The sequence below is a fragment of the Nocardioides sp. Soil777 genome, from assembly GCF_001428425.1.
GTDB lineage: Bacteria > Actinomycetota > Actinomycetes > Propionibacteriales > Nocardioidaceae > Nocardioides > Nocardioides terrigena.
Genome location: NZ_LMSN01000015.1, coordinates 55533 through 81143 on the forward strand (window position 1 = coordinate 55533; position 25611 = coordinate 81143).

Annotated in this window: 25 protein-coding genes and 1 riboswitch; of the genes, 20 read left to right on the forward strand and 5 right to left on the reverse strand. The window is 73.7% G+C overall.

What is annotated here, in order from left to right; translation table 11 throughout:
* The first annotated feature begins 26 nt into the window (after positions 1 to 26).
* Genes ASG88_RS10965 through ASG88_RS10985 form a run of 5 tightly spaced genes read left to right on the forward strand, consistent with a single transcriptional unit; the run spans position 27 to position 5515 of the window.
* On the forward strand, positions 27 to 1493 hold the full coding sequence (locus tag ASG88_RS10965; protein WP_235534809.1) for a rhamnulokinase: 1467 nt from the start codon (positions 27 to 29) through the stop codon (positions 1491 to 1493).
* Positions 1490 to 2275, forward strand: coding sequence for a (Fe-S)-binding protein (locus ASG88_RS10970; RefSeq protein WP_056887482.1), 786 nt, complete (start codon positions 1490 to 1492; stop codon positions 2273 to 2275). The genes ASG88_RS10965 and ASG88_RS10970 overlap by 4 nt, the downstream gene beginning before the upstream one ends.
* Positions 2272 to 3750 carry a lactate utilization protein B gene (locus tag ASG88_RS10975; protein ID WP_056887483.1) on the forward strand — a complete coding sequence of 493 codons (1479 nt, stop codon included), beginning with the start codon at positions 2272 to 2274 and terminating at the stop codon, positions 3748 to 3750. The genes ASG88_RS10970 and ASG88_RS10975 overlap by 4 nt, the downstream gene beginning before the upstream one ends.
* Entirely contained in the window at positions 3747 to 4358 is a 612-nt protein-coding gene (locus ASG88_RS10980; RefSeq protein ID WP_056887484.1) for a LutC/YkgG family protein, read from the forward strand. The genes ASG88_RS10975 and ASG88_RS10980 overlap by 4 nt, the downstream gene beginning before the upstream one ends.
* A 23-nt stretch (positions 4359 to 4381) precedes the next feature.
* Entirely contained in the window at positions 4382 to 5515 is a 1134-nt protein-coding gene (locus ASG88_RS10985) for an NAD(P)/FAD-dependent oxidoreductase (protein ID WP_056887485.1), read from the forward strand.
* A 259-nt stretch (positions 5516 to 5774) separates the two neighbouring features.
* Here the strand turns inward: ASG88_RS10985 and ASG88_RS10990 are convergent, their stop codons facing one another.
* Positions 5775 to 6122, reverse strand: a complete 348-nt coding sequence (locus tag ASG88_RS10990; protein ID WP_056887486.1) for a TraR/DksA family transcriptional regulator — start codon at positions 6120 to 6122, stop codon at positions 5775 to 5777.
* Positions 6123 to 6173: 51 nt separating this feature from the next.
* On the opposite strand from ASG88_RS10990, the gene ASG88_RS10995 reads away from it, so the two are divergent.
* A complete protein-coding gene (locus tag ASG88_RS10995; RefSeq protein WP_056887487.1) occupies positions 6174 to 6464 on the forward strand; it encodes a DUF1330 domain-containing protein in 291 nt (96 codons plus the stop codon).
* A gap of 54 nt (positions 6465 to 6518) precedes the next feature.
* On the opposite strand, the gene ASG88_RS11000 is transcribed toward ASG88_RS10995, so the two are convergent.
* Positions 6519 to 7796 (reverse strand): ammonium transporter, encoded by a 1278-nt coding sequence (locus tag ASG88_RS11000; RefSeq protein ID WP_056887488.1) that lies wholly within the window; start codon positions 7794 to 7796, stop codon positions 6519 to 6521.
* A 275-nt stretch (positions 7797 to 8071) separates the two neighbouring features.
* On the opposite strand from ASG88_RS11000, the gene ASG88_RS11005 reads away from it, so the two are divergent.
* The 3 genes from ASG88_RS11005 to ASG88_RS11015 are packed head-to-tail and all read left to right on the forward strand — an operon-like array spanning position 8072 to position 10332.
* A complete protein-coding gene (locus ASG88_RS11005; RefSeq protein ID WP_056887489.1) occupies positions 8072 to 8929 on the forward strand; it encodes a hypothetical protein in 858 nt (285 codons plus the stop codon).
* Between the two features lie 58 nt (positions 8930 to 8987).
* A complete protein-coding gene (locus ASG88_RS11010; protein WP_056887490.1) occupies positions 8988 to 9896 on the forward strand; it encodes a cation diffusion facilitator family transporter in 909 nt (302 codons plus the stop codon).
* A 34-nt stretch (positions 9897 to 9930) separates the two neighbouring features.
* Entirely contained in the window at positions 9931 to 10332 is a 402-nt protein-coding gene (locus ASG88_RS11015) for a hypothetical protein (RefSeq protein ID WP_056887491.1), read from the forward strand.
* On the opposite strand, the gene ASG88_RS11020 is transcribed toward ASG88_RS11015, so the two are convergent.
* Positions 10333 to 11043, reverse strand: a complete 711-nt coding sequence (locus tag ASG88_RS11020) for a hypothetical protein (RefSeq protein ID WP_056887492.1) — start codon at positions 11041 to 11043, stop codon at positions 10333 to 10335.
* Between the two features lie 106 nt (positions 11044 to 11149).
* On the opposite strand from ASG88_RS11020, the gene ASG88_RS11025 reads away from it, so the two are divergent.
* Both ASG88_RS11025 and ASG88_RS11030 read left to right on the forward strand, forming a co-directional pair.
* Positions 11150 to 11968: a glycerophosphodiester phosphodiesterase gene (locus ASG88_RS11025; RefSeq protein WP_162259839.1), complete on the forward strand. Its 819-nt coding sequence runs from the start codon at positions 11150 to 11152 to the stop codon at positions 11966 to 11968.
* A 23-nt stretch (positions 11969 to 11991) separates the two neighbouring features.
* On the forward strand, positions 11992 to 13050 hold the full coding sequence (locus ASG88_RS11030; RefSeq protein WP_157559687.1) for an MBL fold metallo-hydrolase: 1059 nt from the start codon (positions 11992 to 11994) through the stop codon (positions 13048 to 13050).
* On the opposite strand, the gene ASG88_RS11035 is transcribed toward ASG88_RS11030, so the two are convergent.
* Entirely contained in the window at positions 13026 to 13436 is a 411-nt protein-coding gene (locus ASG88_RS11035) for a GNAT family N-acetyltransferase (protein ID WP_235534810.1), read from the reverse strand. The genes ASG88_RS11030 and ASG88_RS11035 overlap by 25 nt on opposite strands.
* 72 nt (positions 13437 to 13508) lie before the next feature.
* Positions 13509 to 13615: riboswitch (TPP riboswitch) on the forward strand.
* On the opposite strand from ASG88_RS11035, the gene ASG88_RS11040 reads away from it, so the two are divergent.
* The 5 genes from ASG88_RS11040 to ASG88_RS11060 all read left to right on the forward strand — a co-directional run bounded on the left by ASG88_RS11040 (position 13606) and on the right by ASG88_RS11060 (position 20261).
* Positions 13606 to 14721: a thiamine ABC transporter substrate binding subunit gene (locus ASG88_RS11040; RefSeq protein ID WP_056887495.1), complete on the forward strand. Its 1116-nt coding sequence runs from the start codon at positions 13606 to 13608 to the stop codon at positions 14719 to 14721. (Overlaps the previous riboswitch by 10 nt.)
* Complete coding sequence (locus ASG88_RS11045; RefSeq protein ID WP_056887496.1) at positions 14718 to 16352, forward strand: ABC transporter permease; 1635 nt, start codon at positions 14718 to 14720, stop codon at positions 16350 to 16352. The genes ASG88_RS11040 and ASG88_RS11045 overlap by 4 nt, the downstream gene beginning before the upstream one ends.
* On the forward strand, positions 16352 to 17326 hold the full coding sequence (locus ASG88_RS11050) for an ABC transporter ATP-binding protein (protein ID WP_056887497.1): 975 nt from the start codon (positions 16352 to 16354) through the stop codon (positions 17324 to 17326). The genes ASG88_RS11045 and ASG88_RS11050 overlap by 1 nt, the downstream gene beginning before the upstream one ends.
* A gap of 45 nt (positions 17327 to 17371) precedes the next feature.
* A complete protein-coding gene (locus tag ASG88_RS11055; protein ID WP_235534811.1) occupies positions 17372 to 18418 on the forward strand; it encodes a phosphatase PAP2 family protein in 1047 nt (348 codons plus the stop codon).
* Between the two features lie 274 nt (positions 18419 to 18692).
* Positions 18693 to 20261: a C40 family peptidase gene (locus tag ASG88_RS11060; protein ID WP_157559688.1), complete on the forward strand. Its 1569-nt coding sequence runs from the start codon at positions 18693 to 18695 to the stop codon at positions 20259 to 20261.
* Positions 20262 to 20460: 199 nt separating this feature from the next.
* On the opposite strand, the gene ASG88_RS11065 is transcribed toward ASG88_RS11060, so the two are convergent.
* Positions 20461 to 21333, reverse strand: a complete 873-nt coding sequence (locus ASG88_RS11065) for a sulfotransferase domain-containing protein (RefSeq protein WP_056887500.1) — start codon at positions 21331 to 21333, stop codon at positions 20461 to 20463.
* 23 nt (positions 21334 to 21356) lie between these two features.
* Between ASG88_RS11065 and ASG88_RS11070 the strand changes: the two genes are divergently transcribed.
* The 4 genes from ASG88_RS11070 (at position 21357) to ASG88_RS11085 (ending at position 25594) form a co-directional block, all read left to right on the forward strand.
* Positions 21357 to 23363, forward strand: coding sequence for an acyl-CoA dehydrogenase (locus ASG88_RS11070; protein ID WP_056887501.1), 2007 nt, complete (start codon positions 21357 to 21359; stop codon positions 23361 to 23363).
* A complete protein-coding gene (locus tag ASG88_RS11075; RefSeq protein ID WP_056887502.1) occupies positions 23360 to 23941 on the forward strand; it encodes a class I SAM-dependent methyltransferase in 582 nt (193 codons plus the stop codon). Before ASG88_RS11070 ends, ASG88_RS11075 begins: the two co-directional genes overlap by 4 nt.
* 205 nt (positions 23942 to 24146) lie before the next feature.
* Positions 24147 to 24725, forward strand: coding sequence for a carboxymuconolactone decarboxylase family protein (locus ASG88_RS11080; RefSeq protein ID WP_056887503.1), 579 nt, complete (start codon positions 24147 to 24149; stop codon positions 24723 to 24725).
* Entirely contained in the window at positions 24722 to 25594 is an 873-nt protein-coding gene (locus tag ASG88_RS11085; protein ID WP_056887504.1) for an RNA polymerase sigma-70 factor, read from the forward strand. Before ASG88_RS11080 ends, ASG88_RS11085 begins: the two co-directional genes overlap by 4 nt.
* The last annotated feature ends 17 nt before the right edge of the window (positions 25595 to 25611 follow it).

A 25611-nucleotide genomic window follows, 5' to 3' on the forward strand; every position in this document is an offset into this window, starting at 1 on the left:
GGGTGAGGTCCGATGGGGAGGTCCCGGTGGTTGAGGTGCGAGCGCAGCGAGCCTCGAGACCGTCCGTCAGCGTCGCGGCCGTCGACCTCGGCGCGTCCAGCGGCCGGGTGATGCTCGGCGAGGTCGGTCCCGGCCGGCTGCACCTCGAGCCGGTCGCCCGCTTCGCCAACACCCCGGTGCGCACGCCCGACGGCCTGCACTGGGACGTCCTGGGCCTGTACGCCGCGGCGCTGGCGGGCCTGCGCTCGGCGGCCCGGCTCGCCGAGACCTCGGCCTCGGGGCCGCTGGCCAGCGTCGCCGTGGACAGCTGGGCGGTCGACTACGGCCTGCTCCGCGACGGCCGGCTGCTCGGCACGCCCTACCACTACCGCGACGAGCGGCGCTGCACCGTCGGCCCCGAGATCGTGCACGCCGCGGTGCACGCCGAGGACCTCCAGCGCCGCAACGGGCTGCAGTTCCTGCCGTTCAACACGATCTACCAGATCGCCGCCGACCCGTGGGTCCACGACGCCGACCGGTTGCTGCTGGTGCCCGACCTGCTCGGCCACTGGCTCACCGGCCGGGAGGTCGCCGAGGTCACCAACGCCTCGACCACCGGTCTGCTCGACCCGGGCACGGGGCGGTGGGACGACGAGCTCATCGCGATGCTCGGTCTGCCGCGCACTGTCTTCGCCGATCTCGTCCGGCCCGGCGACGTGGTGGGAGACCTGTCCGCGGACGTCGCGTCCGATCTCGGGGTGGACCACCTGCCGCTGGTCGCGGTCGGCTCCCACGACACCGCCTCCGCCGTGGTGGGGACCCCGCTCGCGGACGACGCATCGGCGTACCTCTCCCTCGGCACCTGGGGGCTCGTCGGCCTGGAGCTCGACTCGGCCGTGCTCACCGGCGCGGCCCGTGCGGCCAACTTCACCAACGAGGGTGGCGTCGACGGGACCGTGCGGTTCCTGACCAACGTGATGGGGACCTGGCTCCTCAGCGAGACCATGCGCACCTGGGACCGCACCGACCTGACCGCACTCCTGGCGGCGGCGGCCGACGTCGATGCCGACGTGCCGGTCTTCGACGTCCAGGACCCGCGCTTCGTGCCGCCCGGTGACATGCCGGCCCGCATCGCGGCGTGGTGTGCCGAGCACGACGTGCGCCCGCCCGCCGACGCCGCGACGACGGTGCGCAGCATCGTCGAGTCGCTCGCGTCGGCGTACGCCACGGCCCTCGACACCGCCGGCACGCTGGCCGGTCGCACCGTCAGCACCGTCCACGTCGTGGGCGGCGGTGCCCAGAACACCCTGCTCTGCCAGGCCATCGCCGACCGGTCGGGACGCGAGGTCGTCGCCGGCCCGGTCGAGGCCACCGCCCTGGGCAACGTGCTCGTGCAGGCCCGCGCGGCCGGTGCGGTGACCGGCGGGCTCGACGACCTGCGTGCCCTCGTAGGGGTGACCCACGACCTGCGACGCTTCACGCCGCGTGACGCGCGGGGCAGGATGCACGCATGAGAGTCGCCCTGCTGGTCACGTGCATCAACGACGCGATGTACCCCGACACCGGCAAGGCCGTGGTCACGCTGCTGCGCCGCCTCGGCGTCGAGGTCGACTTCCCGACGGCGCAGACGTGCTGCGCCCAGCCGATGGTCAACACGGGCTACCTCGACGAGGCCGTGCCCGTGGTGCGCACCTTCGTCGACGCCTTCGCGGGGTACGACGCCATCGTCACCCCGAGCGGCTCGTGCGCCGGCTCCGCGCGCCACCAGCACTCGATCGTGGCCCGCCGCTCCGGGGACCCGGGCCTCGTGGCGGCCGTCGCCGAGACCGGCCCGCGGACCTACGAGCTCAGCGAGTTCCTCGTCGACGTGCTCGGCGTGACCGACGTCGGCGCCTACTTCCCGCACCGGGTGACCTACCACCCCACCTGCCACTCGCTGCGGATGCTCGGGGTCGGAGACCGCCCCCGGCAGCTGCTCGAGAAGGTGCGCGGACTGACCCTCGTCGACCTGCCGCAGGCCGAGGAGTGCTGCGGCTTCGGTGGGACGTTCGCGGTGAAGAACGCCGACACGTCCGTGGCGATGGGATCCGACAAGGCGCGCCACGTGCGCGAGACGGGAGCCGAGATGGTGGTGGCCGGCGACAACTCGTGCCTCATGCACATCGGCGGGCTGCTCTCGCGGGAGCGCTCCGGCGTCCGCACCGTGCACCTCGCCGAGATCCTGGCCGCCACCGAGGACACCGAGTCCCGGTCCGACGGACCGGCCGTCGGTGCGCGGGCAGGTGACCGGGCATGACGGGCACCTTTGTCGGCATGCCGGCCTTCCCCGAGGCCGCCCGCGCCGCGCTGGGCGACACCCAGCTGCGCCACAACCTCGCGCACGCCACCATGACCATCCGTGACAAGCGGGCCCGGGTCGTCGCCGAGGTCGAGGACTGGGAGGAGCTGCGCGTCGCCGGCGCGGCCGTCAAGGAGGCCGCGCTGCGCGACCTGGCGACCCACCTCGAGCAGCTCGAGGCGTCCCTGGTCGCCGGCGGTGCGACGGTCCACTGGGCCCGCGACGCGGCCGAGGCGTGCGAGATCGTCGCGCAGGTCGCCCGCTCGCACGGGGTCGACGAGGTGGTCAAGGTCAAGTCGATGGCCACCCAGGAGATCGGCCTCAACGAGGTGCTCGAGGCCGAGGGCATCGCCGCGTGGGAGACCGACCTCGCCGAGCTGATCGTGCAGCTCGGCGACGACCTGCCCTCGCACATCCTGGTGCCGGCGATCCACCGCAACCGCGCCGAGATCCGCGAGATCTTCCGCCGCCGGATGGCCGACGTGGGCCGCCCGGCCCCCGACGACCTCACCGACGAGCCGGCGGTGCTGGCCGCGGCCGCCCGCGCCCACCTGCGGGAGAAGTTCCTGCGCGCCAAGGTCGGTGTCTCCGGTGCCAACTTCGCCGTCGCCGAGACCGGCACCCTCGTGGTGGTCGAGTCCGAGGGCAACGGCCGGATGTGCCTGACGCTGCCCGAGGTGCTCGTCAGCGTGGTCGGCATCGAGAAGGTCGTGCCCACCTGGCGCGACCTCGACCCGCTGCTGCGGCTGCTGCCGCGCTCCTCGACCGGCGAGCGGATGAACCCCTACACCTCCACCTGGACCGGGGTCACGCCCGGCGACGGCCCGCACGAGGTGCACGTCGTCCTGCTCGACAACGGCCGCACCAACGCGCTGGCCGACGACGTCGGGCGCCAGGCCCTGCGCTGCATCCGCTGCTCGGCCTGCCTCAACGTCTGCCCGGTCTACGAGCGGGTCGGCGGTCACGCCTACGGCTCGGTCTACCCCGGCCCGATCGGCGCGATCCTCAACCCGCTCCTCAACGGCGTCTCGGACGAGCAGACCGCGTCCCTGCCGTACGCGTCCTCGCTGTGTGGCGCCTGCTTCGAGGTCTGCCCGGTGCTCATCGACATCCCCTCGGTGCTGGTCGACCTGCGCGCGCAGGTCGTCGACAGCCACCGCGGCGACACCGTGCCCAAGCCCGAGGCTGCGGCGATGAGGGCCGCGGCCTGGACGTTCTCCGACTCCCGGCGCCTGGGCTGGGCCGAGACGGCGTCCGGCCTCGCCGGTCGTGTGCTCGGTCGCTTCGGCCGTACGACGCTCCCGGGCGGTCGCCGGGCGGCCGGCCGGCTGCCGGGTCCCGCGAGCGCATGGACGTCGGCGCGCGACCTGCCCGCCCCGCCCGCGGAGTCCTTCCGCGCCTGGTGGAAGCGCACCGACGGAGGACGCCGATGACCAGCGCCCGTGACGACATCCTGGCCAAGGTCCGGGCCGCCCTCGAGGGTGTCGAGCCGGCCGGGCCGCTGCCCGCCCCGCCGACCGTGCACCCGGTGGACGACCTGGTGGGTCGCTTCGCCGAGCGCGTCGAGGACTACCGCGCCGTGGTGACCCGCTGCTCGTCCGACGAGGTCGCGGCTACCGTGGCCGCCGTGCTCGCCGGCGGCAGCGCCGTCGTACCGTCCGGGCTCGGCCTCGACGTGCCCGGCGCCGTGGTCGACGACGGCGGCCTCTCCGCCGCCGACCTCGACGGGATCGACGCCGTGGTGACCGCCGCCCGCGTGGGCGTCGCGGAGACCGGCACCATCGTGCTCGACCACGCCGAGGACCAGGGCCGCCGGGCGATCAGCCTGGTGCCCGACCTGCACGTCTGCATCGTGCGCGCCGACCAGGTGGTCGCCGACGTCCCCGACGCGGTGGCGCTGCTCGACCCGCAGCGTCCGCTGACCTGGATCAGCGGGCCGAGCGCCACCAGCGACATCGAGCTCGACCGGGTCGAGGGCGTCCACGGCCCGCGCACCCTGCACGTGGTCCTCGTCGACGACGAGGCGGTGGACCTCCCCTGAGCCGCGAGGCGTGGGACGTCGTCGTGGTCGGTGCCGGCCCGGCCGGCTCGGCGGCCGCGCTGGGCGCCCTCGCGGAGGACCCGTCGCTGCGGGTCCTGCTGCTCGACCGCGCCGATTTCCCCCGCGACAAGTCCTGCGGCGACGGCATCGCGCCGCACGCGCTCGACGCCCTCGCCACCGTGGGTGCCGGGGACGTGGTGGACGACTGGACGCCGCTGCGCGACCTCGAGCTCTCGCACGGCGACGTGCGGGTGGCCGGGGCGATGGAGCGCCCGGCGTACGTCGTCCCGCGGGCGGTCCTCGACGCCCGCCTGGTCGAGCGCGCGGTCGCCGCCGGTGCGACCCTGCGCCGCCACCGGGTCTCCTCGGTCACTCCGGCCGCCGACGGCGGTCCGGTCCTCGTCTCGGACGAGCTCGCGGCAGGGGTGGTGGTCGGCGCCGACGGCGCGCACTCCCTCGTCCGCACGGGCCTCTTGGGCACGACCCGCGACCGCCGCGCCATCGCCATCCGCGGCTACGCGCCGACCACTCCGGAGCTCCGCGGGCGACAGGTGATCCGGTACGGCGACCGCCGCCAACCGTCGTACGCCTGGGCCTTCGACCGCGGCGACGGACTGGCCAACGTCGGGTACGGCGAGCTGCTGCCGACCGAGCGCGACCGACGCGAGGCGCCCAGCCGCCGGCTGCTGCTCGAGCAGCTCGAGGTGCTGATCCCCGGCGTCGCCGCCTCCGGCACCGACTGGCGCGGGCACCACCTGCCGCTCAGCACCTGGCGCTGGCGCCAGCCCGACGGCCCCGTGCTGTTGGTGGGGGACGCGGCGGGGCTGGTCAACCCGATGACGGGGGAGGGCATCTATTACGCGGTCGCGACCGGGATCATCGCCGGGCGCACCGCGGCCCGGACCGTGCGCGCCGGCCGTCCGGACGACGCCGGTGCCGCCCACCGCCGCGACGTGCGGCGGCTGCTGGCCACCCACCTGCGGCACACCTGGCTCGCGTCCCGGCTCGCCCGCTCGCCGAGCGTGGTGGACGCGGGCATCCGGGCCGCCGGGTGGGACCGGCACGCCTTCGACACGCTCGTCGAGCTCGGTCTCGGTGACGGCCGGATCTCACCGCGGCTCGCCGCCGGGCTGCTCGGCGGGCTCGTCCGCCGCTGACCGCCGGAGCGGGCGCACTGTGCGCACCTGCGCACCTGCGCAGCTCTCGGGCGAGGCCGCGACCCGTTCCCTGCGCACCTGCGTAGGGAAGGCCCGGTCGCCTCGCCCTGTAGCTGCGCACCTGCGCAGGGAAGGCGCGATCGCCTCGCGCCATGGCTGCGCACCTGCGCAGGGAAAGAGCGAACGGCTCGCCCCATGGCTGCGCACCTGCGCAGGAAAGGCCAGCCCGTCCGCACCGGGCCGGCTCAGGGCCGCCGGGTCAGGGCAGGGACGCGCAGGCCACGCACCGGCGCGCCGTGGGCCGGGCCTCGAGGCGGCCGGCCGGGATCGGGTCGCCGCAGCGCTCGCAGGTGCCGTACGTCGCGTCGTCGAGCCGGGACACGGCGCGGTCCACCTCCGCGAGGTGCTCGCGCGCCTGGGCGACCAGCGCCCCGATCTGCGAGCGCTCGAAGGCGATCGTCGCGCCCTCCGGGTCGTGCTCGTCGTCGGCGTTGGTGTCGAGGGATGCCGCGACCACCGAGTCGTAGTCCCCGGTGAGTGCCGCCAGCCGAGCGAGCACCGTCGCCCGCTCGGCCTCCAGCCGTGCCCGTGCCCGCGATTCGTCCACCCCTGCATGCTGCCACCGGCGCGTCACCCGGCACCCGACAGGATGGGTCCCATGAGTGCCTACTGGATCAGCATCTACCGGGAGATCACCGACGAGGCGAAGGTCGCGGCGTACGCCGAGCTGGCCGGACCCGCCCTGCGGGCGGCGGGCGGGACGTTCGTGGTGCGCGGACTGCCGGAGCAGACCTACGAGGCGGGCGAGGTGACGCGCACGGTGGTCATCGTCTTCGACTCCGTCGACGCGGCCCGGGCCGCCCACGACAGCCCGGCCTACCAGGAGGCACTGGCCGCGCTCGACGGCGGCGCCGTGCGGGACCTGCGGATCGTGCCGGGCGCGGAGTAGGCGAACGGCGCCACGGCCCTGCAGCAGGCCGTGGCGCCGTTCCACCCCGAGCGATCAGTGTGTTGTCGTCCCACCGCCGAACACACCGAGCTCGTAGCTCTGCTCCGCGTGCACCGCTGCGTCGATGCCCGCGACCTCGTGCTCCTCGACGACCCGCAGGCCCATCACGGAGTCGAGGACCTTGGCGATCGCGAAGGTGACCACGAAGGAGAAGACCAGGACTGCGAGCGCCCCGACCACCTGACGGGTGAGCTGGTCGATGCCGCCCCCGTAGAACAGGCCGTCGACGCCGGCGGGCGCGGCCGCGGTGGCCAGGAAGCCGACCGCCACCGTGCCCCACAGGCCGCCGACCAGGTGGACGGCGACGACGTCGAGCGAGTCGTCGTACCCGAAGCGGAACTTCACGCCGATCGCCAGCGAGCACAGGATGCCCGCGACCGCGCCGACCACGATCGCGCCCAGCGGCGAGACCGAGGAGCAGGCCGGGGTGATGGCGACCAGGCCGGCCACGACGCCGGACGCCGCGCCCAGCGAGGTGGCGTAGCCGCCGACGACCTTCTCGGTGGCCATCCACGCGAGGCTGGCTGCGGCGGTGGCGACCAGGGTGTTGACCCACGCCACGGCGGCCGTGTTGTTGGCCGCGACCGCCGAGCCGGCGTTGAAGCCGAACCAGCCGAACCACAGCAGGCCGGCGCCGAGCATCACCAGCGGCAGGTTGTGCGGGCGCATCGCCTCGGCGCCGAAGCCGCGACGGGTGCCCATCACGATCGCCAGGGCCAGGGCCGCGGCACCCGCGTTGATGTGGACGGCCGTGCCGCCCGCGAAGTCGATCGCCGCCAGGTCGTTCGCGATCCAGCCGCCGACGTGGTCGCCGAGGGAGAAGTCGAAGACCCAGTGCGCGACCGGAAAGTAGACCAGCGTCGCCCAGATCCCGGCGAAGACCATCCACGCGCCGAACTTCATCCGCTCCGCCACCGCGCCCGACACCAGCGCCACGGTGATGATCGCGAAGACCGCCTGGAAGCCGACGAAGGCCATCGCCGGCAGGCCGCCCTCGGTGGAGGTGACGTCCTCCATCAGGCCGCGCAGGCCGGCGTACTGGAGCGGATCGCCGAGGAGCCCGCCGCCGAGGTCGTCGCCGAAGGCCATCGAGTAGCCGTAGAGCACCCACAGCACGCTGATCAGGCCGAGCGCACCGAACGACATCATCATCATGTTGAGCACGCTCCGCACCCGGACCATGCCGCCGTAGAAGAGTGCGAGGCCGGGCGTCATCAGCAGCACGAGACTCGCGCTGGTGAGGATCCAGGCGGTGTCGCCGGTGTTGACCATGGTGACCTCCTGAGGTCGTGGAGAGGCAGGTTCGTGCTCCCGAGCGGCACCGTGGCACCACCCTCGGGCCGCCGTGTTGTCCCTGCAGGCCGGCGGCGTTTCGTCGCGGTTACCGATCAGGGGGTCGCGTGTCGGGCGTGTGAAAGGTGGACGGATTCGCCGAAGACCCCACGGGCCGTCCTCGATGCTGGTGTCCTGAGGGCAGTGTGTCCGTGGGTTGAAGGGGTCTCGGGACCGTCGGGCGCTTGCCGCAACCGCCGCGTGTGGAGGTCCCGATGACCGAGTACGACGCCAGCCCGCCCGAGACGCAGGCCCGACGCTTCACCGTCGCCGCCGACGGCACGACCCACGGTGACGACGGCGCCGACGGCCGCCTCGCCGCGTCGCTGCGCTACGCCTGCCGGGTGGCCGGACAGCTCGAGTTCCTCACCGGGGCGGGCGACCTCGAGTGGGTCAGCACGGTGAGCAGCACCGCTGTCACCGCCCGCGTCGGGTGGAGCGATGCGCGCGAGGTGACGCTGTCGGCCGAGGTCGAGACCGGGCAGGCCCGAGCGCCCAAGGAGTTCACCGTGGTGGGCGGCGCCGACGTGCACGCGGCGCTGGGCCACTGCATGCAACGGGTGCGACAGATGCTGGGCACGCACTGGAGCGCGGTCATCACCGGGGACAAGCGTGTCGTCGCCGCGGCGGTCCCGCAGTCCGGCAGTGCGGTCCTCGACGCGATGGCCGCCCTGCCCGAGGTCGGCGTACGGGCACTGGCCGTGCTCGGCGCACTGGAGGAGCCCTACCGCGAGACCTGCGTCCTGCTCGACTACACGCACGGGACGATGCTGGTCGCCGCGGTCGGGGACCACGCGCTGTACGCCTTCGCCGACAAGCTCGACCCCCAGGTGGTGGCCGAGATCGTCGACGAGGTCCGGGCGGTGCTCGCGCCCGGCGACGTCGCCCGTGCCGACACCATCGCGACCGGTGAGACCCGGGTCGATCCGCTCGGGACGGACCCCGCCGCGGCGTCGGCCCCCGTGTCCGCCCCGGCGTCGACCGCCCTGCCCGCCCAGCAGGCCGGGATGCGCTTCCGGGCCGCCCAGCCGCGCGAGCCCCGCACGTCCCGCTGGGGACGCCGGGGCGGCTGACGTCCCGGTCCGGCTGCGGGCTGGCTACCGTGGTCCCGGCAGGACGAGCGGAGGCGGCATGGGGGCAGGTCACGGCCACGGGCACGGGTCCGGGCACGCCGGGGAGCGGCACCGGTGGCGGCTCGCGGTCTCCTTCGGGCTGATCGCCGCCTTCTTCTCCGTCGAGCTCGTCGTCGGCCTCACGTCCGGCTCGCTGGCGCTGCTCTCGGACGCCGGCCACATGGCCGCCGACGTGGTGGCGCTCGGTGCCGCGCTCGTCGCCACCCGGGTCGCGAGCCGCCCCGACACGACCGGTCGGCGCACGTACGGCTCCTACCGGGCCGAGGTCTTCGCCTCCGGCCTCGCGGTGCTGCTCATGCTGGGGGTGTCGGCGTACGTCGTCGTCGAGGCGCTCGGCCGCCGCGGCTCCGACGTCGCGGTCGCCTCGACCCCGATGCTGGTCGTCGGTGGCCTCGGCCTCGTGGTCAACCTCGTCGCGCTGCTCCTGCTGCGCGGCGGCGCCGACGAGTCGCTCAACGTGAAGGGTGCCTACCTCGAGGTCGTGGCGGACACCCTGGGCTCGGTGGGCGTGCTCGTCGCGGGGTGGCTGGTCGCCACCACCGGAGACGGGGTCTGGGACACCGTGGTCGCCCTGACCATCGGGATCTTCGTCGCCGTGCGCGCCCTCGTGCTGGGTCGCCAGGTGCTCGCCGTGCTCGGCCAGCACGTGCCCGCCGGGATGGAGGTCGAGGTGATCGCCGCCGACCTCGCCGCCCTCGAGGGGGTCGCCGACGTCCACGACGTCCACGTCTGGACGCTGACGTCGGGCATGCACGTCGCCACCGCCCACCTCGTCGCGGAGGAGGGGCAGGCCCAGCGGGTGCTCGACGACGCCCGCAGCCTGCTGCGCCGCGAGCACGAGATCTCGCACGCCACCCTCCAGGTGGAGTCGGCCGCCTCGCGGGAGTGCCACGAGCTCGACTGGTGAGGCGGGCTCCGGGACGTGACGGCATGCTGGTGCCATGCGCTTCACCGAGCACGAGCTGACCGTCGCCCTCACCGCCGCGGCCAAGCCGGTCGCCGCGGCCCAGAAGCGGGGCCTCCGCAAGGGCCGCCAGGACCCGGACGCGGTGTGGAGCGAGATGACCGGCTACGAGCGCTACCAGGTGCTCGACGCCCTCGGCGGCCAGCTGCTGCCGGCCCTGGTCGCGCTGCCCGACGTGGAGGTCGCGACCGGCACCCGGCCGGAGTTCACCGACGCCCAGGTCCTCGCGGCGGTCGAGGAGACCCTCGGCGACGCCCCGGGCGGCCGGATGCGCCGCAAGGTCGTCGTCGCGGCCCGGGTCGCGGTGCTGCGGGCCGCGCTCGCGGGCCTCCCGCCGCGCAGCGATCCCGACACGCTGCAGGTGCCCGACTCCCTCTGATCAGGCCTCCGGGCCCGGGTCGTCCTCGGCCCGCGGTTCGCCCCCGTCGTCCTCGTCCTCGTCGGGCAGGTGCGGGTCGGCGAGGAGGTACTGCGTCAACCGGCCGTCCTCGCTCCGCTCGTGGTGGCGCAACGGCTCCGGGACCATCCGGCCCTCCGCCGTGTCCCAGAAGCCGTCGACCCGGCGGGCGACGGTGCGCGCGACCCGGCCGGGCACACCCTGGTGGGGGATGTAGGGGTGCGGCCGGGTCGGCGCCGTCAGCTCGGCCCGGTAGAGCCGCTCGCCCCAGTCCGGGTCGCCCTCCCGCCGGGAGGCAGCGAGGTCGACCACGAGCGCACGCTCCATCTGGCAGGTCTCGGCGAGCTCGCGTCGTACGTCGCTCCAGATCGACTCCCACGGCCGGCGCACGGCGTACGACGACCCGTAGAGCTTGGCCTTGACCTGCGACAGGGCGACCTCGAAGCGACGGCTCTGGGCCACGAAGTCGTGGGCGCGCTCGGGTCCGTCCGCGACGTGGCTGCGGACCGCCGGCACGACCACGGCGAGCGTCGCGGCGTTGTGCCGGCTGGCGCTCGCGAGAAAGGTGTCGATCGCCGGGTACTGGTCGCGCGGGTGCTGGGGATCGGTCGTCGGGCGCGCCACGGAGGCGAGGTCCAGCCGCTCGACGAGCATCTGGTGGGTCACCCGGAGACCGGGCACGAGTGTGTCCATGGCCGACTCCCGTGCGGCCGGGCGGGGCGTCCGGCCCTCCTCCCAGTGTGCGTCGGAGCGGGGAGGGGGACAAGGGACTTTCGTCCCTGCAGGCATGATGTCCGCCGTGTCCCGCACCCTCGCCCCGGTCCTGACGCCGCTCGTCGCGCTGGCCCTCGCCCTCCCGCTCGCCGCCGTCCCCGCCTCCGCCACCGAGGGCGCCGGAGCTGGACGGGACTTCTCCGTCACCGCCCACCGCGGCGGTCCGACCCGGACCCTCGGCGAGAACACCATGGCGGCCTTCCGGCACTCCCTGCGCGCCGGCGCGACCGCCATCGAGACCGACGTGCGGCGCACCAAGGACGACGAGCTCGTCGTCCTGCACGACAGCGGCCTGGGCCGCACGACGACCTGCACCGGCCCGATCGGTGCGTGGACGCGTCGCCAGCTCGACCGGCAGTGCCTCGAGCGCACCGGACGCCGGCCGATCCCGCACGTCGAGGAGCTGCTCGCACTGGCGTCGTCCCGCGCGGAGCAGGGCCGGCCGTTCTCGCTGATGCTCGAGCTCAAGGGCAGCAACTGGTCGGTCACCCAGGTCCGCCGGGTGGTCAACCTGGTCAAGGATGCCGGGCTCGTCGACGTCACCGCGATCTCGTCGCTGCGTGCCACCGTCCTCGAGCGGGTACGCCGCCTCTCGCCGCGGATGGGCAACCAGCTGATCGTCAGCGGCTGGCGCAAGGTCCGGCAGGCCAAGGGCCTGGTGGGCGGCTACAACGTGCCCGCCCGGCTGCTGTCCGAGCAGCGGGTGCGGCGCCTGCACCGCCAGGGCGCGGTCGTGCTCGGCGGCTATGCGCTCACCCGCCCGGAGTGGCGCACGCTCCGCGACGTCGGCGCCGACGGTGTGGTCACCCCCGACGTCACCGCCTACCGTGCCTGGCTCGGCTGAGCCACCCGCCTAGAGTCGGGCCGGTGACCTCGACCGCCCACGCGATCTCGCCGGACTCCGGCACCCACTGGACCGAGCCCGGCGCCTGGGCCGTGGCCCCGGGGGTGCACCGGATCCCGCTGCCGCTCCCGATGGACGGGCTGCGGGCGGTCAACGTCTACGTGCTCGAGACCGACGACGGGCTCACGCTCATCGACGGCGGGTGGGCCATCGAGGTGTCCCGGACCCAGCTCGAGCAGTCGCTCAAGGAGATCGACCGGCAGGTCGGGGACATCCGGCGCTTCCTGGTCACCCACGTGCACCGCGACCACTACACGCAGGCCGTCACCATCCGCCGCGAGGTCGGCTCGCACGTCAGCCTGGGGATCGGCGACAAGGCGACCCTGGACGTCATCCACGAGCGCGACTCGGGCGGGACCGATCCGCACATCACGCTGCTCGAGCGCGCCGGGGCGCCCGACATCGCCCGCGCGTGGGGCGAGTTCACCCGCCGGCACACCCCCGACCTGTCGGTGTGGGACTACCCCGACACGTGGCTGGAGGGCGACACCACCCTGGAGGTCGGCGACCGCGCCCTCGACGCCGTGCACACGCCCGGCCACACCCGGGGCCACTACGTCTTCGCCGACCGGGCCGCCTCGCTGCTCTTCGCGGGCGACCACGTGCTGCCGACGATCACGCCGTCGATCGGCTTCGAGCCGGCGGTCGCGGCCCAGCCGCTGGGGGACTTCATGGGCTCGCTGACCAAGGTCCGCGGCCTGCCCGACCTCGCGCTGCTGCCCGCCCACGGCCCGGTCGCCCCGTCCTCGCACGCCCGGGTCGACGAGCTGCTGGCCCACCACGAGGACCGGCTCGCGCGGTGCCTCGAGGCGGTCGGCGACGGTGCGCTGTCGTCGTACGACGTCGCGGGCGTGCTGCCGTGGACGCGCCACGAGCGGACGCTGGCCTCGCTCGACGTCTTCAACTCCGCGCTGGCCACGCTGGAGACGCGAGCCCACCTCGAGCTGCTGGTCGCGCGCGGCGACCTCGGGCACGCCGAGCAGGACGGGGTCGTCGTCTACCGACGCACCATCGGCACGTGAGCGACGCCGTCCTCGACGAACTCCGGGCCGCTCACCTCGAAGCCGTACGACGCGTAGAACGCGGTCAGCCCCGTCTGGGCGTCCAGCCGCACCTCGCGCTCGCCGACCTCCGCCATCGCGGCGTCCATCAGGTCCCGCGCCAGGCCGCGACCACGCGCTGACGGGGCGACGACGACGCGACCGATCCGCGCGTGCGTGCCGTCGTCGAGGAGGCGCAGGCACCCGACCAGCTCGTCGCCGTCGTGGGCGAGCACGTGCCGCGTCGCCGGCTCCGGGTCACGGCCGTCGAGGTCGGGGTAGGGCGAGACCTGCTCGACCACGAAGACCTGCTGGCGCAGCCGCCACAGCGTGTACGCCGCCCGTGCGTCGAGGTCGTCGAAGGTCACCGTCGAGATCCTCACGAGCTGCTCTCCCGTCGGTGGCGTCGGCTCGGCATGGCCGCCAGCGTAGAGTGCCCAGCACACAGACAGGGGAGCACGCCAGCGTGCTGAGAGTGCGGGAGACCGCAGACCCTCCGAACCTGATCCGGCTAGCACCGGCGATAGGGAGTCCATGATGAAGACCGCGCGCGCACGCGCCCTCACCGCCCGCACGACCGGCGCAGCCCTGCTGCTCGCCGTCACCGGCTGCAGCACGATGGGCGGCAGCGGCGACTCGGCCAGCGAGCCGAGCCCGTCGGGCACCAGCGAGGGCAGCACCGACAGCTCCGACGGGGAGGTCGGCGGCACCGTCGTGCTGGTCACCCACTCGTCGTTCGCGCTGCCCAGGAAGCTCGTCCGCTCGTTCGAGTCCGAGACCGGCATCGACCTCGAGACCCGCTCCGCCGGCGACGGCGGCACGCTCACCGCGCGGCTGTCGCTGACCAAGGACAACCCCACCGGCGACGTGGCCTTCGGCGTCGACAACACCTTCGCCTCCCGGCCGCTCGACGAGGGCGTCTTCGCGACGTACGCCGCCGACCTGCCGGCGGGTGCCGACGAGTACGTCCTCGACGAGGGCGGCGACCGGCTGACCCCGGTCGACGTCGGCAACGTCTGCGTCAACGTCGACACCACCTGGTTCGAGCGGGAGGGCATCGAGCCGCCGCAGACGCTCGACGACCTGGTCGACCCGGCGTACGAGGACCTCTTCGTCACCTCCGGCGCCTCGACGAGCTCGCCGGGCATGGCCTTCCTGCTGAGCACGATCGCGGAGTACGGCGAGGACGGCTGGCAGGACTACTGGACCGACCTGCTCGCCAACGGCGCCAAGGTGGTCGACGGGTGGGAGGACGCCTACTACGGCGACTTCACCCAGGGTGGCGGCGAGGGCGAGCGCCCGATCGTGCTGTCCTACGACTCGTCGCCGGCGTTCACCGTCCAGGACGGCCGCTCGACCACGGCCGCGCTCCTCGACACCTGCTTCCGCCAGGTGGAGTACGCCGGGGTGCTCGAGGGTGCGGCCAACCCGGCCGGCGCCGAGGCGGTCGTCGACTGGCTGGTCTCCGACGAGGTGCAGGCCGCGCTGCCGACGAGCATGTACGTCTTCCCGGTGAGCGACGCCGTCGAGGTGCCAGCCGACTGGGCGCGGTACGCCGCGCAGCCGACCGAGTCCTACGAGGTGGCGCCCGCCGACATCGCCGCGAACCGTGAGCAGTGGCTGACCGAGTGGACGGACGTCATCAGCAGGTGAGGCGGCTCGCCACCCTGGCGCTGCTGGCCCTCGGGCCGGTGCTGCTGCTGGGGGTGTTCTTCGTGCTCCCGGTGGCCGCCATGGTCAAGGAGGGCTTCTTCGTCGACGGCGAGCTCGACGTCGCCGGCGTGCTCGAGGTGCTGACCCGCCCGCGGGTGCTGCGGGTCGCGTGGTTCACCGTCTGGTCCTCGACCGTCGCGACGCTGGTCGCCGTCCTGCTCGGGCTGCCCGCGGCGTACGCGCTGCACCGGCTCGCGCTGCCGGGGCGGCGGATCGTCCGGGCGGCGCTGCTGGTGCCGTTCGTGCTCCCCACCGTCGTGGTCGGCGTCGCCTTCCGGCAGCTGCTCGGGGAGTCGGGTCCCCTCGGTCGCCTCGGCCTCGACGGCACCCCCGTCGCGATCATCGCGGGGCTGGTGTTCTTCAACGTGGCCGTCGTCGTCCGGGCGGTCGGTGCGGCCTGGGAGTCGCTGGACCGGCGCCCCGGTGAGGCCGCCGCCGCGCTGGGCGCCTCGCCGTGGCAGGTCCTCCGCACGGTCACCCTGCCGGCCCTGCGGCCCGCGATCGTGAGCGCGGCGAGCGTGGTCTTCCTCTTCTGCGCCACCGCGTTCGGGGTCGTGCTCACGCTCGGCGGGGTGCGCTACGCGACCGTCGAGACGGAGATCTACCTGCTCACCACGACGCTCTTCGACCTGCGCGCGGCGGCGGCGCTGTCGCTGGTGCAGCTCGTCGTCGTGGTCGTCCTGCTCGTGGTCGCGGCCCGGCTGCGTGCCACCCCCGACCCCGCCACCGCACGCTCCACCCCGCGTCCGCAGCGACCGGGTCGGCGCGACGTACCCGTCCTCCTGGGCACCGCCACTCTGCTCGCGCTGGTGGCGCTGCCGATCGTCACCCTCGTCTCGGGCTCGCTGCACGTGGACGGGGCCTGGAGCCTGGACAACTACCGCCGCCTGACGACCACGGGCGAGGACCAGGCACTGCTGGTGCCGGTCACCGACGCCCTGGTGACGTCGCTGCGGATCGCCGTCGACGCGACGTGGATGGCGCTGCTGATGGGCCTGGCCGTGTCCCTGCTCGTGACGCGGAGGTCGCGGACCCGCGTCGAGCGCCGGGTGCGCGGATCGCTGGACCTCCTCTTCATGCTGCCGCTCGGCGTGAGCGCGGTGACGATCGGCTTCGGCTTCCTCATCGCCCTCGACGAGCCGCCCCTCGACCTGCGCGACTCGCCGCTGCTGGTCCCGATCGCCCAGGCGCTCGTCGCGCTGCCGCTGGTCGTGCGCACCATCGCGCCGGTGCTGGCCGGCATCGACGACCGGCAGCGGCAGGCGGCCGCCTCCCTCGGTGCGCCCCCCTGGCGGGCGCTGCTCACCGTCGACCTCCCGGTCGTGTGGAAGCCGCTGCTCGCCGCCAGCGGCTTCGCCTTCGCCGTGTCGCTGGGGGAGTTCGGGGCGACCGCGTTCCTCGCCCGCGACGAGGAGCCCACCCTGCCGGTGGTGATCTTCCGCCTCCTCGGCCACCCCGGCGAGCACAACTACGGCATGGCGCTCGCCGCGTCCGTCGTCCTCGCCGTGGCCACCGCCACCGTCATGCTGGTCGTCGAACGCCTGCGCGTCCCCAGCCTGGGAGCCTTCTGATGCTGAGCCTGACCGACGTCTCCGTCGCGTACGACGACGTCCCCGCCGTCCGGCACGTCAGCCTGGACCTGCCCGACGGCGAGGTCCTCGCCGTGCTCGGGCCGTCCGGGTGCGGCAAGTCCACCCTGCTCCGGGCGGTGGCCGGCCTCGAGCCGCTGACCGGCGGTGGCATCGCCTTCGACGGCTCGCCCGTCGACCACCTGCCGACCCACCGCCGCGGCTTCGCGCTGATGTTCCAGGACGGGCAGCTCTTCGGGCACATGACCGTCGCCCGCAACGTCGGCTACGCCCTGCGGCTGCGCCGCAAGCCGTCCGCGGCCCGGGTCCGCGAGCTGCTCGCCCTCGTCGGCCTCGAGGGGTACGACGACCGGCTCCCGGCCACGCTGTCGGGCGGCGAGCGGCAGCGGGTCGCCCTGGCCCGGGCGCTGGCCGTGGAACCGCGGCTGCTCCTCCTCGACGAGCCGCTGTCCGCGCTGGACGCGTCGCTGCGCGAGCGGCTGGCGGTCGACCTGCGTGCGATCCTCCGGGCGGCCGGCACCACCGCGCTGATGGTCACCCACGACCACGAGGAGGCGTTCACCGTCGCCGACCGGCTGGCCGTGATGCGGGCCGGCGAGGTGGTGCAGTCGGGGCCCATCGGCGCCGTGTGGGCGGCGCCGGCCGACGAGGCCACGGCGCTGTTCCTCGGCTACGCGCGCGTGCTGGTCGGCGTACCGGCCCGACGTCTCCTCGCCGCGGCCCGGCTGCCGGACGCCCCGAGCGTCGCGTTGCGGCGCTCCGCGCTCGTGGCGGGGGAGGGCGACCTCGTCGGCACCGTCGTCTCGGCCCGGGCGACCCCCGAGCTGGTGCGGCTGGTCGTCACCGTGGACGGCATGGGGGAGCTCGACGCCGTGGCACCCCCTGGCAGCCACGTCGCGCCCGGCGAACCGGTGCGGCTGCGGGTCGATCCCACCAGGGTGGCGACGATCACCTGACTCGCGATCGGGTCGGTTTCACCGGTCGTCCCTAGACTGGCCTGCGTGTATCGCCCGGCCTATGCGCTCCTCGTGGGAGTCGCCGCAGTCATGGGTCTGCTCGCCGTGCTCGCATCGGTGACGCTGGACCGCCCCCTCGTCGACCCCGAAGGGTTCCTGGGACCCTCGTGGCTGCGCCTGCCGCTGCTCGTGCTCGGAGCGTTCCTGCTCGACATGCTGCCGCGCACCCTGTGGGGCTCGCGCTTCAACCCCAGGCTGATGCCCGACATCGCCCGGGCCCGGGTGCGCGACCACTGGACCCGCGAGCGGATGACCCTCGTGGTGATGGGCCTGGTGTGCTTCTACATCACCTACGTCAGCTACCGGAACCTCAAGTCGTTCCTGCCCTTCGTGATGGGCGACGGCAAGTACGACCGCGAGCTGCACCTCATGGACCGGGCCCTGTTCCTCGGCCACGAGCCCGCCACGATCCTGCACCAGGTCTTCGGCACCGGCTGGACCGCCCACGTGCTGTCCTCGATCTACCTGTGGTTCCTCCCGCTCGTGCCGCTGGCGCTGGCGGCCTGGCTGGTGTGGTCGCGCAACATCAGCTTCGGCTACTGGTTCGCCACCTCCCAGTGCCTGGCGTGGGCACTCGGCACCGCGTCCTACTACGCCCTCCCGACCCTCGGTCCCGGCTTCGCCTACTCGTGGCTCTACAACGACCTGCCCGACACGGGGTCAGGGGCGCTGATGGACTCGCTCTTCTATGCCCGAAAAGGGGTGTTGAGGGACGGCATCGAGGGTGCCGTCCAGTCGGTGGCCGGCTTCGCGAGCCTGCACGTCGCGATCACCCTGCTCGTGGCGCTGATGGTGCAGTACACGCTCCGCAGCCGCGTCCTGCACTGGGTGTTCTGGATCAACTTCGCGATCACGGTCGTCGCGACCCTCTACTTCGGCTGGCACTACGTCGCCGACGACATCGCCGGTGTGGCGATCGCGCTCATCTCGTTCTGGCTCGGCGGGCTCGCCAGTGGCCAGAAGTTCGACCGCGGCGGGCTCTCCTCGCACCCGACGACGACCACGTCGCAGGTGCCTGTCGACGCCGACTGAGCGTCGTACGCCTCGCCCCTGACAAAGTCCCCGCTCCGGCGGGGACTTTGTCGCGTCCTGGCCGATGCATCGGCCAGCGAGTGCGCCATCCCGTGGCGCGCGGGAGCGGATCGAACCGAATTACAACCTTGTAGTTCGTCAAGTCGACACGCCGCCGAATTGGTAAAAGGTTGGGAAAGTTGTTCCTATTGGGACTCGTGAGCACTAGCGTGCCGCGAGTGTCACGGGTGAAAGGGAAGTCACCCGTGGCCATGACCTCCGAGGGGACACACCTGTGCGAGCACTGCCTGCACCCGCACCACGCCGTACGCCGGACCGCGCCCGGCGGCTGCGCTGGCCCGCCGCCGCCGCGCTGAGCCTCGTGCTCGCCGCCGGCGTCACCACCACCGCGGTGGCCGACGACGAGGTGCCGACCGAGGAGGACATCGCGGTCGCCGAGCGCAACGCCAGCGACAAGGCCCGCGACGTCTCCGCCGTCCAGGCCGACCTCGTGGTGGCCAACGAGCAGCTCCGCCAGACCGCCGTCACGGCCGCGCAGGCGGCCGAGGCCTACAACGGCGCCCGCTGGGCGGCCGACGAGGCCCGCACCGCCGCCGCGGCGGCCACCGCCGCGGCCGAGTCCGCCGAGGCCGACGTGCAGCGCCAGCAGGAGGACTACAGCGACGCGCTCGTCCGCAGCTACGAGATGGCCCCGACCCTGCAGGGCCTCGCGGCCGTCGCCGGCTCGGACGGCATCGAGACGATGATCGACCGCACCACCACGATGCAGAACGCCGAGGACGCCCTCGACGGCAGGTACGACGCCTTCCGCGCCGCCGCGACGCTGGCGGACCTCGCCACCACGCAGGCCGAGGACGCGCTGGCCGCCGCCGAGCGACTCGAGGCGGAGGCCGAGGAGGCCCGAGCCGCGGCGTCGGCCGCCGAGGCGCAGGCCGGTGCGGCGGCCGAGGCGATCGCGGTCTCCAAGACGGCGCTCATCGGTGAGCTGGCGGACCTCCAGGGGATCAGTGTCCGGCTCGCGGAGCGGCGCCAGTCGGCGCTGGAGCAGGCCGCCGCCGAGGCAGCTGCCCAGGCCGCACAGGAGGCCGCCGAGCAGGCCGCCGCCGAGGAGGCTGCCGAGCAGGCCGCCCAGGACGCCGCCGAGCAGGCGGCCGCGGACGCAGCTGCCGCCGCGGCCCAGGAGGCAGCCGACCAGGCCGCGCAGGAGGCAGTGGACCAGGCCGCGCAGGAGGCTGCGGACAAGGCAGCCCAAGAGGCTGCCACCCAGGCCGAGCAGGAGTCGACGCCGACGCCGACCCCCGCGCCGACTCCGACGAGGACGCCCACCCCCACGCCGACGCCGACCAGGACCCCCACTCCGACGCCGGCCCCGGCACCGACCACACCGGCCCCCACGACTCCTGCCCCGACCACGCCGGCCCCGGCTCCGGCCCCGGCCCCTGCCCCCGCTCCCGCACCGACCCCGCCTCCGCCCGCGAGCACGGGCGCGGCCGCGGCGATCGCCTTCGCGACCGCCCAGATCGGCGACCCGTACCGCTGGGGCGCGGCCGGCCCTGACGCCTGGGACTGCTCGGGCCTCACCGCCGGTGCGTGGGCCAAGGGTGGGAAGTACCTCCCGCACTACTCGGTCGCGCAGTTCACGGGCTCGACCCGGATCACCGCCGCCCAGCTGGCGCCGGGCGACCTGGTGTTCTGGGGCTCGAGCAGCAGCCCGAGCTCGATCTACCACGTGGGCCTCTACATCGGTGGCGGCCAGATGATCCACGCTCCGCGCACCGGCCGACCGGTGGTCAGGGAGTCGATCTACTCCTGGACCACGCCCAACTTCTTCGCCCGCCCCTGACGCTGACCCGATCCCGGGGTAGTACAGGACGTTCGGGTGGCGACACGCCGATGACTGCCACCCAAAGGTCCGGTACTACCCCGCGGCGGGAGCTAGCCGCACCACCGCCGGGCCGCGGGTAGTTGGGGACGATCTGGTAGGCAGCGAGGCGCGATCACCTACCAGGTCGTCCCCAACTACGCGGCGCAGCGGGCGACCCTCAGGCCGGGGCGACCTTGGTCGCCAGCCGCGCGGCGAGCTCGCCCGGGTCCAGCGTCCCGGCGAGGATCTGCGTGGTCGGCCAGCCCGAGGTGTCGAGACCGGAGAGCCGGTCGAAGACGGCGAGGTCGGCGGCGTACAGCTCGGCCAGCGACTGCAGGTCCTCGGCGGTCGGCGGGGTCCCGCTGACCAGCTCCGCCCCGGCGTACCGGTTGCGCAGCGGCGGGTGCGTCTCGAAGCGCGGCAGCCCGAGGTGGTCGGTGGCCCGGTCGACGGAGGCGTCGAACGACGCCAGCATCGAGCGGAACTCCAGCAGCAGCCACTGCTCGCGCGGGAAGACCGAGAAGCCCCGCTCGAGCTGGGCGCCGTAGTAGCCGCGGGCGATCCCGGACATGTGCTTGTAGCGCATCGGCTTGACGTCGGTCGGCACCGTGTCGGGCAGCGACGTCGGGCGGAACTCGGTGAGGAACCCCGGCCAGTCCGGCCAGTCGGCGTGCCGCGTGCGGAGCATGGTCCAGTGCGAGAAGAGCCGCTCCAGCGGGTCGCGGAAGACCGCGATGAGCGGCATCCCGGGCATGTAGTCGCGCATCCGCTCCAGCGCGTTGGGCCAGAAGAGGTAGACCGGCGTGGAGTCCCCGACCATGGTGTGGACCTTGGCGCGACGCGGCGCGGTGTAGTCGCGGTCGTAGTCGGGGTGGGCCCAGTCGTAGGACTCGTCGTTGAAGAAGTGCGCCTCCTTGCGGGGCGGCCGGCACACGAGGCGGTGCTGGCTGATCGTCCCCGACAACGTCGAGGTGCCGCTCTTCTGGACGCCCACGATCGAGAAGTTGTAGGGCATCCGGCCGAGATCGACGTCGGGCTCCGGACGGTTCACGCGCGCGACGCTACCTTGTGCCCATGACCACGGAGCACGCCACCGAGGCAGCCGCAGCGGAGACCACCGACCAGCCCGCCAGGGGCTACGTCCAGCCCGAGGTCGACGTCGCCGCGATGACCGCTCTCCTCGACGGCCGGTACGCCGAGGTGCGCCGGCTCGTGCGCTCCAACCTGGTCGCGCACGCCGACCTCCTCACCGACGCCGAGACCCTCGACACCGCCGCGTTCCGCGAGCGCGTCAAGGACGTGGTGGTCGAGATGGCGGCCACCGGCCAGACCGGCATGGGCTTCCCCGAGGAGTACGGCGGGGGCGGCGACATCGGCGCCTCCATCGCGGCCTTCGAGACCCTCGCCCTCGGCGACCTGAGCGTCCTGGTCAAGGTCGGCGTGCAGTTCGGGCTCTTCGGCGGCGCCATCCTCCAGCTCGGCACCGAGCGCCACCACGAGGCCTACCTCGCCCGGCTCGTCACCGGCGAGCTGATGGGCTGCTTCGCGATGACCGAGACCGGCCACGGCTCCAACGTGCAGGCCCTCGGCACCACCGCGACGTACGACGCTGACACCGGCGAGTTCGTCATCACGACGCCCGACGACGCGAGCCGCAAGGACTACATCGGCAACGCGGCCGCGCACGCCGACGTGGCGGTGGTCTTCGCCCAGCTCGAGGTCGGCGGCGAGTCCCGCGGGGTGCACGCCTTCGTGGTGCCGCTGCGCGCGGACGGCGCCGTGCTGCCCGGCGTACGCATCGAGGACTGCGGCCCCAAGATGGGCCTCAACGGCGTCGACAACGGCCGCATCTGGTTCGACGCCGTCCGGATCCCCCGCGACCACCTGCTCAACCAGTTCGCCGACGTGTCCGCGGACGGCACCTACTCGAGCGCGATCGACAACCCCAACCGACGCTTCTTCACCATGCTCGGCACCCTCGTGCAGGGCCGCGTCTGCGTCGGTGGTGCCGGCATCAACGCGTCCAAGGTCGCGCTCGCCATCGCCGTCAAGTACGCCGTCCGCCGCCGCCAGTTCGAGGCCACCGCCCCACCCGTGGAGGACCTGATCCTCGACTACGGCATGCACCAGCGCCGGCTCTTCCCGCTGCTCGCCCGCACCTACGCGCTGCACTTCGCGCAGGAGAACGTCGCCCAGCAGCTGCACGAGGTCTTCTCCGGCCCGCCGCCCACCGGCGGGGAGGAGGGCGAGCAGGAGCGTCGCCGGCTCGAGTCCGACGCCGCCGGGCTCAAGGCGCTGGGCACCTGGCACGCGACCCGGACGATCCAGGAGTGCCGCGAGGCGTGCGGCGGCGCGGGCTACCTCAGTGCCAACCGCTTCGACGCGCTCAAGGCCGACACCGACGTCTTCACGACCTTCGAGGGCGACAACCACGTCCTCCTCCAGCTGGTCGCCAAGGGGCTGCTGACCGACTACGCCAGCGAGTTCGAGGACATGGACCAGTTCGGCATGGTCCGCTTCGTCGCCGGTCTCGCGGTCGAGACCGTCCTGGAGCGGACCAGCGCCCGCAAGCTGTTCTCCGCGATCAAGGACGCCCTGCCCGGCGGCGACGAGTGGGACCAGGAGGCCGGCCTGCTCGACCCGGCCTACCAGCAGGCGATGCTGCGCTTCCGCGAGGAGCACATGCTCGGCGGCGTGGCCCGGCGCCTCAAGCGCGGCATCGACCAGGGGATGAACCCCGGCGAGGTCTTCTCCCGCGTCCAGGACCACGTCATCGGCGCGGCCCGCGCGCACGTGGAGCGGCTGGTGCTCGACGCCTTCGTGGCCAAGGCCGGCGACCTCCCCGACGGCGACACCAAGGTCGCCCTCAACCTGCTCTGCGACCTGCACGCCCTCACCACCATCGAGGCCGACCGCGCCTGGTTCATGGAGCACGGCCGGCTCACCGCGGCCCGCTCCAAGGCGATCAGCCGCGAGGTCAACGACCTGTGCCGCAAGATCCGCCCGCTGGCCGTCGATCTCGTGGACGCGCTCGGCGTACCCCGCGAGATGCTGCGGTCCGAGGAGATCCTGGGCCGATGAGGCTCCTGGGCGGCTGGCACGAGGACCCCCTGTGGGCCAGCATCTACGGCTGGCTCGTGGAGCACCGGCGCGTCGGGGGAGTGGCCTGGCGGCTCGGCCTCGGCAGCGACCTCGGATTGTTGTACGACGCCGTGCGCGAGGTCGGGCGGCTGCCCGCCGGGTCCCGGGTGCTGGACGTCCCCACGGGCAACGGCATCGCGATGCGGGGCCTCACCGCGGGCCAGGGGCTCGACTACGTCGCCGCCGACATCTCCGCCACCATGCTCGACCGGGCCCTGGCCACGGCCCGGCGGCTCGGTGTCGACGACCAGGTGACGCCGCTCGTCGCCGATGTCGGCGACCTCCCGCTCGCCGACGCCTCGGTCGACCTGGTGGCCACCTTCACCGGGCTGCACTGCTTCCCCGACCCGCACCGCGCGGTCACCGAGATGGTGCGCGTGCTGCGCCCCGGCGGGGTCATCACCGGGAGCTCGATGTTCACCGACACCGGGCGGGCGCACGAGCCGGCCCGCCGGATGGGCACCCTGGCCGGGGCGTCGGGCCGATGTGCACCAGCCGGGAGGCGGTGGCCTGGCTGACGGAGGCGGGTTGCCGCGACGTCGACCTGCACCTGAGCGGTGGGCTCGGCTACTTCCGCGCGATCGCGACCTGACGCCGGCGGACGTCATGAGGACCGGTCGTCCGGGCGACCGACTCCCATGACGTCCCGCGGGGTGTCACAGATCCCGGTCCGCCGGTGTCTCCATGGCGAGCCCACCAGGGACCCACCGACGAGGAGGCAGCATGCCCAGCAACTTCCGCATCCCCAAGGCCACGGCCGGCGGGGTCTACGGCCGCGTCATGACCGTCGTCGCGCGACGGATGTGGGGCGAGGTGCCCGACAACGCCTACGTCCTGCTCCACCACCGGCCGGTCACCCGCGCGGTCTTCGCCTTCGAGCAGAAGGTCGCGCGCTGGAAGGCCCTCGACCCGCACCTCAAGACCTACGCGCAGCTGGCCAGCGCCGCGGCGATCGGTTGCTCGTGGTGCCTCGACTTCGGCTACTTCCTGGCCCACGAGGAGGGCCTCACCCTGGAGAAGGTCCGCGAGGTGCCCCGCTGGCGCGAGTCGGAGGCCTTCACCGACCTCGAGCGCGACGTGATGGCCTACGCCGAGGCGATGACCGCGACCCCGCCGGAGGTCACCGACGAGATGGTGGCCGCCCTCGACGCGTCACTCGGTCACGAGGCCATGGTCGAGCTGACCATGGTGATCGCCGTGGAGAACGAGCGCTCGCGCTTCAACGCCGCCTTCGGGCTGGCCAGCCAGGGGTACGCCGACCGCTGCGAGCTCCTCCCCCTCGCCGTACCCTCCACCCCATGAGCGGTCCGGCCACCGAGGCGTTCGTCGCCCACCGCAACCTGCTCTTCACGGTCGCCTACGAGATGCTCGGGTCGGCCGCCGACGCCGAGGACGTCCTCCAGGAGGTCTGGCTGCGCTGGGCGGGTGCCGAGCACGAGGACGTACGCGAGCCGCGGGCCTACCTCGTGCGCATCACCACCCGGCTCGCGCTCAACCACCTGCGCAGCGGCGCGCGGCGACGGGAGGAGTACGTCGGCCCGTGGCTGCCCGAGCCGCTGCTCACCACCCCGGACGTCGCCGACGACGTCGCGCTCGCCGACAGCGTCTCGACGGCGATGCTGCTCGTCCTGGAGACGCTGCCGCCGACCGAGCGGGCGGTCTTCGTGCTCCGCGAGGTCTTCGACGTCCCGTACGACGAGATCGCGGCCGCCGTGGACAAGTCGGAGGCCGCGGTGCGGCAGGTCGCCCACCGTGCCCGCGCCCACGTCCAGGCCCGGCGTCCGCGCACGGCGGTCACCGCGGCGGAGCGCGACACCGTCATCGAGCGCTTCCGGCTGGCCACCGAGACCGGCGACCTGCAGGTGCTGATGGACGTCCTCGCCCCCGACGTGGTGCTCATGACCGACGGTGGCGGCAAGGTGCAGGCGGCGCTCAACCCGATCCACGGGCGCGACAAGGTGCTCCGCTTCCTCACCGCGGTCGCGCCGGACGCGCTGGAGCTGGTGCCGGTCTGGCTCAACGGGTCGCCGGCGATCCAGTTCGTCGTCGGCGGCCACCGCGACGGCGTCGGCACGATGCTCGTCGAGGACGGGGTCGTCACCCGGCTCTACCTGGTGCGCAACCCCGACAAGCTCGCGTCGGTCGGGGAGCCGGTCCCCCTCGCCCGCTGAGGGCGAGGGGTCAGTGG

Coding starts and splice junctions, on each gene's coding strand:
- ASG88_RS11015 (WP_056887491.1), top strand. CDS start 9,931: ATGCGCTTCACCGAGCACGAGCTGACCGTCGCCCTCACCGCCGCGGCC.
- ASG88_RS11020 (WP_056887492.1), bottom strand. CDS start 11,043: ATGGACACACTCGTGCCCGGTCTCCGGGTGACCCACCAGATGCTCGTC.
- ASG88_RS10995 (WP_056887487.1), top strand. CDS start 6,174: ATGAGTGCCTACTGGATCAGCATCTACCGGGAGATCACCGACGAGGCG.
- ASG88_RS11050 (WP_056887497.1), top strand. CDS start 16,352: ATGCTGAGCCTGACCGACGTCTCCGTCGCGTACGACGACGTCCCCGCC.
- ASG88_RS11000 (WP_056887488.1), bottom strand. CDS start 7,796: ATGGTCAACACCGGCGACACCGCCTGGATCCTCACCAGCGCGAGTCTC.
- ASG88_RS11085 (WP_056887504.1), top strand. CDS start 24,722: ATGAGCGGTCCGGCCACCGAGGCGTTCGTCGCCCACCGCAACCTGCTC.
- ASG88_RS10970 (WP_056887482.1), top strand. CDS start 1,490: ATGAGAGTCGCCCTGCTGGTCACGTGCATCAACGACGCGATGTACCCC.
- ASG88_RS11040 (WP_056887495.1), top strand. CDS start 13,606: ATGAAGACCGCGCGCGCACGCGCCCTCACCGCCCGCACGACCGGCGCA.
- ASG88_RS11005 (WP_056887489.1), top strand. CDS start 8,072: ATGACCGAGTACGACGCCAGCCCGCCCGAGACGCAGGCCCGACGCTTC.
- ASG88_RS10980 (WP_056887484.1), top strand. CDS start 3,747: ATGACCAGCGCCCGTGACGACATCCTGGCCAAGGTCCGGGCCGCCCTC.
- ASG88_RS11010 (WP_056887490.1), top strand. CDS start 8,988: ATGGGGGCAGGTCACGGCCACGGGCACGGGTCCGGGCACGCCGGGGAG.
- ASG88_RS11080 (WP_056887503.1), top strand. CDS start 24,147: ATGCCCAGCAACTTCCGCATCCCCAAGGCCACGGCCGGCGGGGTCTAC.
- ASG88_RS11075 (WP_056887502.1), top strand. CDS start 23,360: ATGAGGCTCCTGGGCGGCTGGCACGAGGACCCCCTGTGGGCCAGCATC.
- ASG88_RS10975 (WP_056887483.1), top strand. CDS start 2,272: ATGACGGGCACCTTTGTCGGCATGCCGGCCTTCCCCGAGGCCGCCCGC.
- ASG88_RS11070 (WP_056887501.1), top strand. CDS start 21,357: ATGACCACGGAGCACGCCACCGAGGCAGCCGCAGCGGAGACCACCGAC.